At 72.2% G+C, this 13,125-nt stretch carries 14 protein-coding genes; 12 read left to right on the top strand and 2 right to left on the bottom strand.

The features are described from left to right. Nucleotides 1–12: 12 nt before the first annotated feature. The 4 genes from ABT034_RS31640 (at nucleotide 13) to ABT034_RS31625 (ending at nucleotide 3,006) form a co-directional block, all read left to right on the top strand. Complete coding sequence (locus ABT034_RS31640; RefSeq protein ID WP_351220516.1) at nucleotides 13–933, top strand: RapZ C-terminal domain-containing protein; 921 nt, start codon at nucleotides 13–15, stop codon at nucleotides 931–933. A 108-nt stretch (nucleotides 934–1,041) separates the two neighbouring features. Next, nucleotides 1,042–1,464: an NUDIX domain-containing protein gene (locus ABT034_RS31635; RefSeq protein ID WP_351220515.1), complete on the top strand. Its 423-nt coding sequence runs from the start codon at nucleotides 1,042–1,044 to the stop codon at nucleotides 1,462–1,464. 132 nt (nucleotides 1,465–1,596) lie between these two features. Then, nucleotides 1,597–2,049 carry a hypothetical protein gene (locus ABT034_RS31630; RefSeq protein ID WP_351220514.1) on the top strand — a complete coding sequence of 151 codons (453 nt, stop codon included), beginning with the start codon at nucleotides 1,597–1,599 and terminating at the stop codon, nucleotides 2,047–2,049. A gap of 543 nt (nucleotides 2,050–2,592) precedes the next feature. After that, nucleotides 2,593–3,006: a hypothetical protein gene (locus ABT034_RS31625; protein WP_351220513.1), complete on the top strand. Its 414-nt coding sequence runs from the start codon at nucleotides 2,593–2,595 to the stop codon at nucleotides 3,004–3,006. Nucleotides 3,007–3,299: 293 nt separating this feature from the next. Here ABT034_RS31625 and ABT034_RS31620 read toward each other — a convergent pair whose 3' ends face one another. After that, the gene (locus tag ABT034_RS31620) at nucleotides 3,300–3,686 is read right to left on the bottom strand and encodes a restriction endonuclease (protein ID WP_351220512.1); all 387 of its coding nucleotides are present in this window, start codon (nucleotides 3,684–3,686) and stop codon (nucleotides 3,300–3,302) included. After that, on the bottom strand, nucleotides 3,683–4,135 hold the full coding sequence (locus ABT034_RS31615; protein ID WP_351220511.1) for a hypothetical protein: 453 nt from the start codon (nucleotides 4,133–4,135) through the stop codon (nucleotides 3,683–3,685). Before ABT034_RS31615 ends, ABT034_RS31620 begins: the two co-directional genes overlap by 4 nt. Nucleotides 4,136–4,305: 170 nt before the next feature. On the opposite strand from ABT034_RS31615, the gene ABT034_RS31610 reads away from it, so the two are divergent. From ABT034_RS31610 to ABT034_RS31575, 8 genes are all read left to right on the top strand, one after another. After that, nucleotides 4,306–5,532, top strand: coding sequence for an NsdA family TPR-like regulatory protein (locus ABT034_RS31610; protein ID WP_351220510.1), 1,227 nt, complete (start codon nucleotides 4,306–4,308; stop codon nucleotides 5,530–5,532). A gap of 11 nt (nucleotides 5,533–5,543) precedes the next feature. Then, nucleotides 5,544–6,095 (top strand): GNAT family N-acetyltransferase, encoded by a 552-nt coding sequence (locus ABT034_RS31605; protein ID WP_351220509.1) that lies wholly within the window; start codon nucleotides 5,544–5,546, stop codon nucleotides 6,093–6,095. A 538-nt stretch (nucleotides 6,096–6,633) separates the two neighbouring features. Beyond that, nucleotides 6,634–6,867, top strand: a complete 234-nt coding sequence (locus ABT034_RS31600; protein ID WP_351220508.1) for a hypothetical protein — start codon at nucleotides 6,634–6,636, stop codon at nucleotides 6,865–6,867. Nucleotides 6,868–7,411: 544 nt separating this feature from the next. After that, the gene (locus ABT034_RS31595; RefSeq protein ID WP_351220507.1) at nucleotides 7,412–9,457 is read left to right on the top strand and encodes a hypothetical protein; all 2,046 of its coding nucleotides are present in this window, start codon (nucleotides 7,412–7,414) and stop codon (nucleotides 9,455–9,457) included. Nucleotides 9,458–9,643: 186 nt separating this feature from the next. Further along, nucleotides 9,644–10,846: a hypothetical protein gene (locus tag ABT034_RS31590; protein WP_351220506.1), complete on the top strand. Its 1,203-nt coding sequence runs from the start codon at nucleotides 9,644–9,646 to the stop codon at nucleotides 10,844–10,846. An 82-nt stretch (nucleotides 10,847–10,928) separates the two neighbouring features. Next, on the top strand, nucleotides 10,929–11,288 hold the full coding sequence (locus tag ABT034_RS31585) for a hypothetical protein (protein WP_351220505.1): 360 nt from the start codon (nucleotides 10,929–10,931) through the stop codon (nucleotides 11,286–11,288). Then, the gene (locus tag ABT034_RS31580) at nucleotides 11,281–12,021 is read left to right on the top strand and encodes a hypothetical protein (protein WP_351220504.1); all 741 of its coding nucleotides are present in this window, start codon (nucleotides 11,281–11,283) and stop codon (nucleotides 12,019–12,021) included. The genes ABT034_RS31585 and ABT034_RS31580 overlap by 8 nt, the downstream gene beginning before the upstream one ends. A gap of 549 nt (nucleotides 12,022–12,570) precedes the next feature. Beyond that, nucleotides 12,571–13,125, top strand: a 555-nt coding sequence (locus ABT034_RS31575) for a type II toxin-antitoxin system Phd/YefM family antitoxin (protein WP_351220503.1), incomplete at its 3' end; no start/stop codon positions are given.

The following is a 13,125-nucleotide window of genomic DNA, read 5'->3' as shown; positions in this document are numbered from 1 at the left end:
AAGGAGAACCGGATGACGTACGAGACCGACCTTGCCGCCGCCAAACGGGCACGACGTGCCTGGACCTGCAGCTGCGGCGCCGACAACCCGCCGACGTACGACGCGTGCCACGACTGCCAGCGCCCGTCCTGGACGTGCGCCAACTGCGGCACGGTCAACGCCACGGTGTGGAGCCACTGCCAGGAGTGCGACGGCGCGATCCCGGCCGAGATCCTCGGAGACCGTGAGGAGGGCTTCGAGATGACCTGGGAGGAGCACACCGCCCTGCAGGTGGGCCCGCGCCGGGTTGGAGGCCGCTACGACCACGGTTACTCCGGCAGCGAGTACGAGGTCCTCGCCATCGACCGCGGCCCGCGCGAGAGCTGGCCGTCGTGGCAGATCACCGTGCGCGGCGCCGACGGGCAGGTGCGCGAGCACTGCACCGGCTGGGACTCCCGCCGGGACCGGATCGTCGCCCAGGTCCCGGCCGACGTCACCGTGGTGTCCATCGGCCGCCTGCACGACGAGGACCAGGACCAGGGCGAGTGGGCCGACGTCCTGCAGCGCGCCACCATCGCGCTCGACCTGCGCGAGCACTTCCGGGACCCGCACGCCATCAGTGCCGACCTGCGCCACCTCACCGCCCACGACCAGGTCGTGCGCGACACGGTCATGGACACCCCGGGCGTGCGCGAGGTCCTCGCCGCGACCGGGCTGCAGGTCCAGGGCTACCTCGCCGGGCCGAAGGCTGCGCCCATCACGGTGGTGACGCAGTGCGCCGGCGGACGTCATCGGGCAGCTACCACGGCCATGGCCCTGCGCGCCGTGATCGCCGGGGACGTCGAGCAGGCCGCCACGTACGGACTGACCGACGCCGCCAAGGCGTTCACCACCCGGGGCTTGAGCGTGGACCTGGTCCACCGCGACCTCGACAAGGACGTCGTCGACCGCTGACCGTCCGGCAGCACCACCGGGGCCGCAGCCATTCGAGCTGGCTGCGGCCCCCGCAGAAGGACACGAACCCGCCCTACACCGGGCGGTCCGACCAGCCAAGGAGCACCAGTGACCGACTCCACCGAGGAGACCCGCTACACCGCCGACGTCGTCGCCGTGACGCCCGACGGGCAGGTCCTGCTAATCGAGCGGGACTGGCCGCCGTACGAGGGCCAGTGGGCCCTGCCCGGTGGTCACGTCGACCCAACGGACGACAGCAGCCGTGAGGCCGCCGCGCGTGAGCTGGTCGAAGAGACCGGCGTCCGGGTCGACCCCGAGCAGCTGCACGAGGTCGGCCGGTGGGACCAGCCCGGCCGCGACCCGCGCGGCAGGTACATCACCGACGTGTACCTCGCCGAGGTGCCCGCCGGAACGCCCGCCGCCGCCGGGGACGACGCCCGCAGCGCCCGCTGGTGGCCGCTCGACAACCTGCCGCCGAAGCTGGCGTTCGACCACGCCGACATCCTCGCCAAGGCCACCGCCGGCCGCTGACCATCCGGCAGCACCGCAAGGGCGCCCGCAGCCATTCGAGCTGGCTGCGGGCGCCCACGTATGAGGGTACGGCCCCGCACCGCAGGGACGGCCGGTGATGATGACCCGAGCCGACCAGCGAAGGAGTCCACCATGACCCCGCCACCGACCGTGTGGATCTACCAGAACCCGTACCCGGACGGCCCGGTCCGTCTCATCCGTGCCACGACCGCCACCCGGATCGTGCAGGACGAAGGCACCAACCACCAGGTGTACGTCAACGGCGACGACGTCGTTTGGGGAGCCGGAGGAGGAGTGTCGGTTCCTCCGGGCTTCGCCCTCGCCCTCGCCCAAGCCCTCGACACCGCCCGGCACGCCGCCATCGACCAGGACCACGACCAGGTCGTCACCGCCCGCGTCCAGGACGGCCAATGGGTGTGGAAGGTGTACCGCATCGACAACGTCCCCGAGTCGCCGAACCCGAAGCCGGAGCACTTGACCACGTCCCCGTCGCCGAACGGGGCCTTCGTGCCCAACCCTCACGGCTCGATGCCTCTGTGGGTCGACAAGCCGACCGAGCCCCAGGGCGACACCGTCCCCGAGTAGCCGGTCCGCGCCGCCGTCTCGGCAGAGCCACAGACCTACGGCTGAGCAGCGTGGTACCAGGGGGCTTCGCCGCCCCCTGGACCCCGCTGCCCCGTCACTCCCCGGCGCGAAACGGCATCGTCGTGGTGCAGACCGGTCGCGCCAGGGAGCAACGGGGTTGTGGTCAAAGGCTGCTGTCCGGTGGGGAGTCCGGTAGAGACTCGGTCCGGTCGACGGCTGTCTGCAGGCCCGTCCGGTACGCCGCCCACACCGCCGGCGCCGCGAGGTGTACGTGCAGCGTCGGGTCGTCAGGGGTGGAATCGGGGAGCGGTTCGTCGTCGTCCGGCGGTCGGGTCGAGGGCTCAGTCACGGTGATCTCCAGGAGTAGGCAGCAACGGCACGGTGCGCGTGCTCCGCTCCGTCGTACGCCGCCGCCGGCCGCCGTGGGCCGCCCTGCTCCAGGACCTCCCGCCCGGCGATCGACGAGTTTCACTCTCCGGTCCGCCGGACGGGAACAGGCAAGCCGGGGGACCGGGCCGGATGAGGTCGCTACGCTGCCGCCCCATGACCCACACCGACGAGTCCGACGCGGTCCTGAAGATCAGCGATGCGCTGAGGGCACTGCACATCGACCCCGATGGGGGCGGTGCCATCGAGCGCCCCGCCATCGCGGCCGGGCGACTGCTCGCCGCCGCCGAGATCCTCGCCCGCAGCGTCATGAGCGGCCCCGGCGACCTGGACGGCCAAGAGCGGCTGGACGACCTGATGCACGGCTTCTACGGCATGGTCGTCGCCTTCAGCGACACGATGCCCGCGGGCGCATCCTCCGCCCTGCGCGGCGCGCTCCTGCAGGACCGGCTCCGCCGCGCCGAGAAGCAGGCCGACCTCGCCGGTGAAGAGGCCGACCATCTCACCTCCGCACTGCACGAGGCCATCGAGGAGGCCGGACGGCTCCGCAAGCAGAGCGGTGCCCTCTGAGTCCATCCGTGAGACCCACGGGGCATCGCGCTGACCTGCGAGAAGGAACGCCCGTGGAACCTATGAGACCGTCCTACGCGCGCGCGTGCGGGGCGGTCTCCTTCGTTCCCACGCCCGGCAGAGCGGGCATATCGACGGGTTCTTGCGCTACTTGCGCAGGTCCACGCGCGGGCGCGCGTGCGTACGAGAGGGGCCCCGGTGGTGCAGAGCCGCCCTAGCTCTTCTGCACCACCGGGGCCCAGGGAAGGCCCGCGCTCACGGGGGGAAGCGACGGGCCGAGGCCGTGGAGAGGATCAGCCCGGGACGGGCCGGGGGGTGCTCAGCCGGTCGAGCCGGGCGTACAGGTCGCGCACGATGCGGGCACGGCCCTGCACGCACCGCAGGTCCGGCTCCAGCGGAGTGGCCAGCCGCTCCCGCGCCTGCCGTAGGACGTCCTCCGCGAACAGGCGCCGCCCGTCGCGCTCCGGGAGCTGACCGGCCAGCTGCTCGACGTCGCGCGCGACGATCCGGGCGTGCCCGGTCAGCTGCAGACCGATCTGCGAGCAGTCCGCCGGCGCGAGCCCGGCCGGGTCGGTCACCGCGAGCACGGCCCGCACGAGGAGTTGGTGCGGCTCCCGGTCCAGGGGCAGTTCGCCGTCCAGGAGGCCGTCGGGATCGTGCAGCACCTGGTGCCCGCTCACGAGGCGACCGCGCCGACGTCGACCAGGCGCAGCAGCGCGGTCGCCAGCTTGCCGGAGTCGACGACCCCCGAGCCCTTCGGAGCGCTGACCCAGTGCGCTGCGATGGTGCCGGCACCGGAGACCGGGACGAGGACCTGCGAGCCCGTCGACAGCACGCGGACGCCGGGGACGTCCCGGCAGACGTGCCCCGTACCCGGGTCGACCATCACGTAAAGCCGGTTGCTCAGGTAGTCGGCCAGCACCGGGTAGCCGCGGTTCAGCCCCAGGCCGAGCGCGTCGAGCGCGTCCAGGCCCCGCTGCAGCTCGACCGCGACCGCGTCCCATTCCCGGCCGCAGTGCGCCCAGTCCGTACGGCAGTCCGTACGGCGCCAGCGTTCTCGCACCCGCCCGTCGGGGTCAGCTTTCGAGGACCAGGTGACACGGCGTCGGCCGCTGGAGGAGTTCGGCACGGGATGCTCCCGGATCGGTTCGTCTCGGTACTCCCAGACAACCGCCACACGTCCGGGTGGGATCAGGCCGGATTGCGGGCACTTCCCGTCGAGAGACCGGACAGTTTTGCCAACGCGCGGGGTGCCGCCGCACTACCGTCTCGCGCACGCACAGCACACCGGGGGCCCTGATGGACAGACAGCGCAACGCGATCCTCGAAGCGCTGCTCGACGAGTACGACTTCAAGCACCAGGGCCTCGCCGACGAGGTGAACCGGGTGGCCGAGGACATCTTCGGCAGGCCCGGCGACTGCAGCGACCGGCATGTCCGGCGGTGGATCTCAGGGGAAGTCCGCTGGCCGTGGACCAAGTACCTTCTGCCACTGGAACGGATCTTCGATCGTCCGGCCCAGGCGCTGGGGTTCGTGCCGCGTGGCAAGGCCAGCGCCAACCTTCCCCGTCCGCCGCGGCCGGCACAGCAGGAGGAGGAGCCAGTGCACCGCCGCCGGTTCATCACCGCGTCCGCCGCCACCACCGTCGCCGCCGTGCTGGGCATCGACCAGACCCCCACCAGCGGGCGCCTGTCGATGAGCGACGTCGACCGCGTCCACGAGCGCATCGGCCGCATGGACGCCCACTTCTTCTCCATCGGCGGGGGCCCGCTGATCTCCGTCTCCACCGGCTACGTCGCCCGGCTGCGCGAGGCCCTCGACGGCTGCACGTACGGCGACCGCGTCGAGCGCGCCCTGCACGGCGCGATCAGCAGCCTGTACGCGTCCGCCGGTTGGGCCTGCCACGACAGCGGCGACGGCGAGCAGGCCACCCTGCTCCACACCGCCTCCCTGCAGAGCGCCCTGCTCGCCGCCGACCCCTCCGCCACCGCCCGCGCGTGGTCCAACCTCGCCATGCAGGCCCGGCTGGAGGGACGCCACCGCGAGGCCGTCCAGATCACCCGCGCCGCCCTCGACAACCGCCGCGCCCGCCAGGACCCGCACATCGCCACCCTGCTGCACGCCCGCCTCGCCATCGGCCAGGCCCGCGTCACCGACCGCACCGGGGCCGCCCGCTCCCTGCTCGCCGCCGAGAAGGCGTACGACCGCGTCGACCCGAGCCAGCCGGCGCCGACGTGGCTGTCGTTCCTCAACCCGGCCGAACTGTCCGGACTGGCCGCCATCACCCACCAGGCGCTGGGCCACTACGACCGCGCCGAGGCCGCCACCGTGCAGGCCCTCGACCTGCTCCCGCAGCGGATGCGCCGCAACCGCGCGTACTACTCCGTGCAGTTGGCCGAGCTGCAGCTGGCCCAAGGCGAGCGCGAGCAGGCCGCGGCCACCGTCTCCGGCATCGACGCGTCCTCCCTCGACAGCCGCCGCATCACCGACCGGCTGGCCACCGTCCGCCGGACCCTCACCGCCTAGGAGCCCCGCCCGTGACCGCGCTCGACATACGGCACTACGCCCACCACCAGGCCGCCGAGGTGCGCCAGCTGCTGCTCGACGTCTACGCCGAGGTGTACGCCGAGGCCGCGAAGACGGACCCGTTCGCCACCGTCGACCGGTTCGCCCAGGGCCTCGACGGATGGAGCCGCCGCCCCGGCTGGACGTGCGTGGTCGGCTACGACCAGGACCAGGCCGTCGGCTACGCGTACGGAGCCCCGCTCCCGGCCGGCGCACCGTGGTGGGGCGGACTGCTCACCGAGGTGCCCGCCGACGTCGTCGAGGAGACCGGCACCCGCACCTACGCGCTCAGTGAGCTGATGGTGCGCGTCCCGTGGCGCAAGACCGGCGCCGGCCGCCAGCTGCACGACGCGCTGCTCGCCGCCCGGCCCGAGGAGCGCGCGACGCTGCTGGTCGACCAGGAGCACCCCAAGGTCCATGCCCTGTACGAGTCGTGGGGCTGGCAGACGCTGGGGGACCTGCGCCCCCGCATCCCCGACGCGCCCCTGTTCCACGCCATGCTGCTCGACCTCCCGCAGCGCTGACCCGGACCCGGGCGCGGACCGGGGTGTAACAGAATCCGGCGGACGACGTTCCCCCCACTGTGAGGACGCCACCGACATGCCCGTCGGGCCGCCGGCCCGGACAGCCGTCTCCCGGGAGACGGGAGCCCCAGCGGGAGACACCCCGCCGCCCTTCCCGCCCCGGGGGACACCACCTGACGTGCGAAAACTGGTGTCCCCTTTCCTGTAACGATTCCGAGGGCCGATACGTCTACGGATTCGAGAGGGCCGCACGGCCAGGCGTGGGAGGGGAGTTCAGGTGACCGGATCGGGTGACGTTGCTGGACGGGCGATGACCGCCGTCCCTCCCCAGGGAGGAGTGCCCCGAGCAACCCTGAACGTCCCGACGTGCCCTAATTGCCCGTCAGCCGTTCACCCTGGGGCGACGGATCAAACCACCCGCCTCAAAAAAAACAGGCGCCGCACCCGCGTTTTGAGTACGTACATGAACAGGCGGCATGGCATGATCACCTGCATGTCTAGGCCCTATGGAAGTCGGGATGCGCGCGATCGGGATTACGTGCCGCCCGTCGCAGACTCGAAGTCCAAGAGCAAGCTGGTGCGTCTGTCGCCACTTGTACCGCCCGAGGTGCACGCCAAGGCGTTCGCCAGTGCCAAGGCGTCCGGGGTCTCGATGGGCAAGTACATCGCGGAACTCATCCGGCGCGACCAGCTCGACGAGCACGGCCGCCCGGTGTGGGCCCGCGACGCATTCGGTGAGCCGGACCAGGGGGAACTTCCCATGACCGGCTGATCATCTGAAAAGCGTCGAAGGGCGCCAAAAAGCCCCGGTCATTCCAACCGGGGCGGCGCCCTTCCGACGTACCGGGTCCAGCGTCTTTTCCAGGGCCGCTGAAACCCATCGCATCACTGCACTGCTTTACCTGCTCCACCCCGCCAGAGGCGTCTTCCAAACGCCACCGCACAGAGGTTCCCCGGCTTCCAACCGAGGTCCTCGCCCCCAGAAAGATCAGGAGGTGAGTCGAGCCCCACAGACGCTTTCCACGGCGACTGTCGGGCGGGTGGTGTCCAACACCCACATGTGAGTCGAGAGCCCTGAACGCGCCTGGTTGGTCGCGTTGAAGCCCTCCGCCGAACGGCGGTAGGGGGGCTTCGGCGTGCATATGGAGTTAGGAGCGCCCCCCATCGTAGCGGACCGCTACGGTGCCGGACAGCTCACGCCGACCCCCGGAGTGTCCGCGGAGTCGAGTGCGCACAGCCCGTCATCTGCCCCGAATCACAACCCCCATACGGGTGTTATCCCGACCCCCCGAGCCGCGCGCGCGGACCTGCAGGAGTTGTTCCTGCGGCTGTCCCCGCGGCTGTCGGTGCGCGTCGACACCAAGAACTCTTCGGGCCAGTGGCAGCACAAGTACATCGAGCGCTCCCTTCCTGACCGGGCCCCGCGCGGCCCGTACGCCGTCTACCTGTCGAGCTTCTTCCGCGCTTACCGCTGGCTCTGCTTCGACCTCGACTCCAAGCGTGGCGAGGTCGGCCCGGACCTCGCAACTCTGCTCCGCTGGTTGGAGGAGGCCGGGCTGACCTACGTGGTCGCCGCCTCCGGGTCCGCCGGCGGACGGCACGTATGGGTGGCCGCCGAGACGCTGCTGGACGCGGGGCTGGTCGAGTCCATCGCCGTGACCGCCGCGAAGCGCCTGCCCACCCTCGACTACGGCCTGCTCAAGTCCCGTACGGGTGCGGCCCGTCCCATCGGTGCCCCGCACCGCAACGGAGGGCGCAGCGAGCTGCTGAGCCCGTCGAGCCCCGGCCGCGCCGCCCGGCTGCTCACCCCGGCCACCTGTGGCAATCCGTCGGACGCGTTCCTGCGGCTGCTGCTCATCATCGACGCCGTCCCGGCCGCCGTGGACGTCCGCCCCAAGCTGGTCGGCCGGGACGCGTTCGGCGAGATCATCGACGACGACGGCCCCCGGCTGGCCGGTACCCCGAAGACCGTCCTCGACCGCGAGACGATGGCGCTGCTGACCCGCCGCCCGCCCGCCGACCGGGTCAGCGAGGTGTGCGCCTCCGTGCTCACCAGGCTGGCCCTGCGCCGCTGGTCGCAGCCGATGGTCGAGCGCCTGCTGGAGGACCGCCAGTACCGCGAGGGCGGGCTGCTGCACCTTTGCACCTCGCCGGGCGTGGGCCCGCTGCGCGTCATGCTCAACCAGGCCGAGGCGGAGGAGAAGTTCGAGCAGCAGTGGGAGCGGTGCGTGGCGTTCGCGGCCAAGCTCCCGATCCCGCAGGAGTCGCTGGAGTGGACCGAGAACCTCGCCGACGTCGTCGCCCTGGTCGAGGAGCTGCAGCAGGCCGCCGACGCCTGCCCGGAGCGCTGGACGAGCGAGTCCGGGCCCGCCGACCGCGCTGCGCTTGACGTGTTCTGTCTGCTCGCCCTGCAGTCCGGCAGCACCGTGCTGAGCCTGGACGCCCGACGGGCCGCCCTCGCCGCTGGCTACGGCCGCTCGACCATGAGCCGGGCGTTCCGGCGCCTGGGCCTCGACAGCTGGCTGGGCCAGGCCGAGGACAACGGCCCCGCCGGCACCTACGAGCTGCTCCCCGTCACCGCTTCGCACCCTGCTTTCACCCTCGTTGCACGGGGTGGGACACAAAGGAACCTGCCCCCCCTAGGGGTAGGGCGCCCCACCCTGATCTCCCGCCTGGAAAAGCGCCTCGCCGCAGGTCAGGCCGACCTGTTCGCCTACGGCCGCGCCACCGAGAACCATGCCGGCGGGCTGGGCCACCATGCCGGACGCGTCTACCAGCAGCTCACCCTGCACGCCGAGCGCGCCCTCAGTCTCACCGAGCTGTGCGAGCGCACCGGATACAGCGCCCGCACCGTCTCCAAGCACCTGGGACGGATGCAGAATCTGCTGGTCGCCACGCGCGCGGTGATGACCGTCCATCACGAGTGCCCCACCTGCCAGGCCGTGCCCGGCGAACGCTGCCGTACGGCAGCAGGAGCCGTTCTCCGGCGCCGTGGAGCCGACCAGCACGCCGCCCGCCAGACCCTCGCCGCCGAGCGCTCTAGCACCCCGTACTACCGCGCCCGGCCCGGCTCCCTGGTCGCCGCGGCGAAGGCGCTGGGCTGCTTCGGTGTCACGGCAAGCCGTGCACGCCGGTACGCCGTCGAGACCGAGCTGTACCGCTGGTGGCGCCAGGAGGAGGAGTGGATGCACGCCCCCAAGTCCGGCATCCGTACGGGCGTCCAGACGCACCAGGAGCAGACCGCCCTGGTGCTCACCACGCTGGCCCGCCAGCCCCGCCGCCGCTACCCGCGCACCGCCGACGGCCGCGGCGACCACGCAGCCGCCAGGGCCCGCATCGAGCGCCGCATCGCCACCGCCTGACGTCACGGCAGGCAGGCTGTGACCCCCTCCGGCTGCTGCCGAGCCCTTCCCGATCTTCGGATGGTCCCACCGCAGGGCTTGTTATTGGTCCGATCAGGTTCCGGCCAATCCCTGTCAACTGGTTGACGCTTACCTGAGACACCGTCAACCTGTTTACGTCAGACCCGAATCAGCGAGGAGAGCTGAATGACCAACGGAACCGTTCCTGTCCCCCAGATCGAGGTGGCCACCTACCAAGCGCCGCGTGTCGCCATCACGCCGGTGACGGAGGTGATCTCGTCCGAGCCCCTCCACGGCCGGCACGCCCCGGGGCACTACCAGCACGTCCTGCTGGACACCACCACGGGCGAGCTGAGCTGGCACGAGAGCACCGAGCACCGGGAGCCGTGGAACCCCGCGTGGACGGCCATCAACGACGTTCCGCGCGAGACCTGGAACCGGTGGCACCCCGGCAAGATGTTCCCGCCCGGGTCCGCGGGCCCGCACATGTGGTTCGAGCCGGTGCCGGAGCTGATCAGCTGGACAGTCGACAGCGGATTCACCGGGCACCCGTACCTCGACGTCGAGGCCGCCAACGCGCTGCTGGAACTGGTGAAGCCGTACGCCCAGGAGCTGCTCGACGGGTTCTTCGAGGCCAGCGGCGAGCTGGACTGGTCGGCCGCCGCCGCTCACGCGGCCCGCAACATCTGCCGCCTGACCTCCCGTCACCGTGAGGCCGCGCCCCGCGAGGTCGACGCCCACCTGGTCGACTTCGCCGAGATCGTCCAGCGCTTCCCCCAGGTCTACCGCCCCCAGATGCTGGGCCTGTCGCTCGACAAGCTGGCCGAGGAGTGCGAGTACCAGACCCGGTTCATCGGCGCGAACGAGCACTGGCACGAGGAGGTGAAGAAGGTGTTCGGCACCCCGTACCGCGACGGCTCCGGTGTGAGCCTGGACGTGCTGGGCGTGCGCTCCTGGTACCGCACCCTCCTGATGGACGGAGACCCCCGGCCGGCGCGGGACTTCGCCGACTGGGACGTCGAGCACAAGGCGCTGGAGGCCAGCGAGATCACCTCCGAGACCGCCGACGCCGGCCTGGACGCCTGGATCGAGCGCGAGGAGATGCGCGCCGGGCAGCAGGGGGTGCGCCTGTTCGGCACGAAGGAGGCCGCCTACAGCCACCGGGCCCGGCTGCGCGAGCAGGACTGGGACCGCCTCGCCGTGGTCGGCGCCGAGTGCGCCCGGCTCAAGAAGTACGAGGCCGAACGACTGCAGCTGGTCAACCGGGCGATCTCCTGGGGCTACGGCGACTCCGACATCGCCGGACGGGCCCGCGTCTCACGGCAGGCCGTGCACAAGCTCAGCAAGAAGACCGAGGACAGCGGGCAGGTCGACGACCCCGAGCTGTGAGCCACCCCCGACCACCACGGCGACGGCCGGAGCCATTCGAGCTGGCTCCGGCCGCCGCCCCGCCTCTCCCCGGAAGGACCCGATGAGCACCACCGACCCCTTCGCCCTGCTGCGCGCGACGGCCGCCGTCCAGCGCCTGGACGACGACCTCACCGTCCACCCCGGCGACCGGCAGCGCGAGCGCACGTACCTGGTGCACCGTGCCGCCCTCGCCGACCGCGCCGTGCCCGCCCTCGCCGAGGTCGAGGACCCGACGACCAGCGAGCAGGACGCGGAGGACACCGCCCGCCGCCTGCTGGAGCACGACCGGGCCCACGGCACCGCGCGCGGACCCGTGCCGGCCGCCGACACCCGATGGGACACCGACGCCCGCGGCTACGCCCGCCAGGAGCACGCCGCCGCCGTCCTCGACGAGCACGACCAGGAGCACGCCGGTGCCTGACCTGCACATGAGCCCCGAGGTGCGCGCGCTGCTCGGTCCCGAGGGCCTCGCCCGCGCCGCCGAGGTCTCCCTGACCAGCGGTCAGTGCGTCGTCTGCGACCGGCCGCTGACCGGCATCGTGAACATGGTGGTGCGCACGGGCGGCACGTTCACCCACGTCGTGTACGTCCACGACCGGTGCGGACCCTCCCAGGTGATCCAGATGGGCGACGATTTCGCCCCGGCCGCGCCCGCCGACGGCTACGCCATGACGATGACGGCCGCCGTCCTCGACCACGGCGGCGCCGCCCTCCCCGTCCTGGTCGCCGAGACCGTCGGGAAGGCGTACGTCGTCACCGACAACCCCACCGGCGAGCTGACCAACGTGGTCGCCAGTCACCTGCTCGCCCAGGGCTTCCAGCTGGTCACCCGGCTGCGCCATGCCCCGCCGCAGGCCGCCGAGTGGGTCGGTGTGCTGCTGCTCGGTCACGGCCCGGCCGGTGAGGACGGGCTGCTTGTCCTCGACCCCGATGGCGGACAGTTCTTCACCGGCGCCGTGGACCTCCCCGACGGCTGGCTGACCCAGGCCGCCCGCTACGGCTGGGCCGTGCTCTACGTCGGCAACGCCGGAGGACTCGACCCCCAGGCCCACGACACCAAGGCCGCCACCAGGGCACTGCGCACCGCAGCCCAGGCCGGGCAGCTGGTCGGTGCCCGCATCGCCGTCGGCACCCCGGCCGCCGCGCAGAGGTAGCCCGCCCGCAGCACCGCTTCCCCCACCGCCGGTCACCCAAATTTGGGTGACCGGCGGACTGCTGACGCCTCATCTGCGGTCGAATTTATGGAACCCGCCCAGGTCAGCGCCCCGCACCCGGATGCCTGAGCAGGCAGGGCGACCGCCGCCCCGCAGCTGGCCCGGGTCACCGACCAGACGCCTCCGGCGGGCCCTTCCTCCGAGGGGGGTGGGAGGACGTGGCCGAGTGCCGGCCGGTGGGTGGTGAAGGGGGTGGTGGGTCGCGGTGAACTCCCTCGCCGACCGGGCCCCGGAGGGTGCCACAGAACCCCGGGGCCCTACGTGGACGCCTACGGCGCCCGCAAGCGGGTCGCGCAAGCGCGATCCACTCCGTTCCCCGGGAACCTGCGGCAGCGCTGCGCGCGCCCGCCCGACGAGGGAGCCCCCCGCTCCGGCCCGATGTACGGCGCGCGCCGGCCGGGCCGTGCGCCGGACCCGGACGCCCCAGCTTTCTCGACCAGTTCCCGCAAGTGCGTACCCTTGGTACACGTAACGCGGTACCATTGGTACATGACCGCAGTTGAGTACGAGCACCCGATCCGCAAGGTCCGCGACGAGATCGCCAGCGTCGTCGACCGCGCCAAGGACGGCGGGGCCATCACGTACGTCACCCGCAACGGCGAGCGCGTCGCCGCCGTCGTCCCCCTCCCCGTCGCCGACCGGGGCACCCGCCCCGCCGACCGCACGGCCGTCGACTCCCAGGGCAAGCCGATCCGGCCGGCACCGACCGCGCCGGGCGGACGTTTCACCTGGGACGCCGGCGGACCCTCGCAGCAGGAGGTCGAGTGGACCCGGGCCGGGCTGGAGGCCCTGCACGCGCAGCTGACCACGGCGACCGCCGAGACCGTCGCCCTGCTCGGGATCGTCGGCCAGGCCCTCGCCGCCACCAGCGACCGGCACCTGGGCACCGTGCAGGAGTTGCTCGACTCCATCGAGCGCCGCTTCGCCGTCCCCGAGGGCGCCCTGTCCGACGCCGTCGAGGTGTACGACGAGTTGACCCGCCCGGACGACGCCCTGTGCGTCACCTGCCGCGAGCCCATCGGCACCTTCTACGGCCACGAGGGC

This window comes from Streptomyces sp. NPDC002773, assembly GCF_040295605.1.
Classification (GTDB): domain Bacteria; phylum Actinomycetota; class Actinomycetes; order Streptomycetales; family Streptomycetaceae; genus Streptomyces.
This window is presented reverse-complemented; position numbering and strand designations above follow the sequence as displayed.

Bases quoted from the DNA above. Each gene is read 5' to 3' on its own strand.
- ABT034_RS31640 (WP_351220516.1), top strand. From the start codon at position 13: ATGACGTACGAGACCGACCTTGCCGCCGCCAAACGGGCACGACGTGCC.
- ABT034_RS31630 (WP_351220514.1), top strand. From the start codon at position 1,597: ATGACCCCGCCACCGACCGTGTGGATCTACCAGAACCCGTACCCGGAC.
- ABT034_RS31625 (WP_351220513.1), top strand. From the start codon at position 2,593: ATGACCCACACCGACGAGTCCGACGCGGTCCTGAAGATCAGCGATGCG.
- ABT034_RS31610 (WP_351220510.1), top strand. From the start codon at position 4,306: ATGGACAGACAGCGCAACGCGATCCTCGAAGCGCTGCTCGACGAGTAC.
- ABT034_RS31590 (WP_351220506.1), top strand. From the start codon at position 9,644: ATGACCAACGGAACCGTTCCTGTCCCCCAGATCGAGGTGGCCACCTAC.
- ABT034_RS31585 (WP_351220505.1), top strand. From the start codon at position 10,929: ATGAGCACCACCGACCCCTTCGCCCTGCTGCGCGCGACGGCCGCCGTC.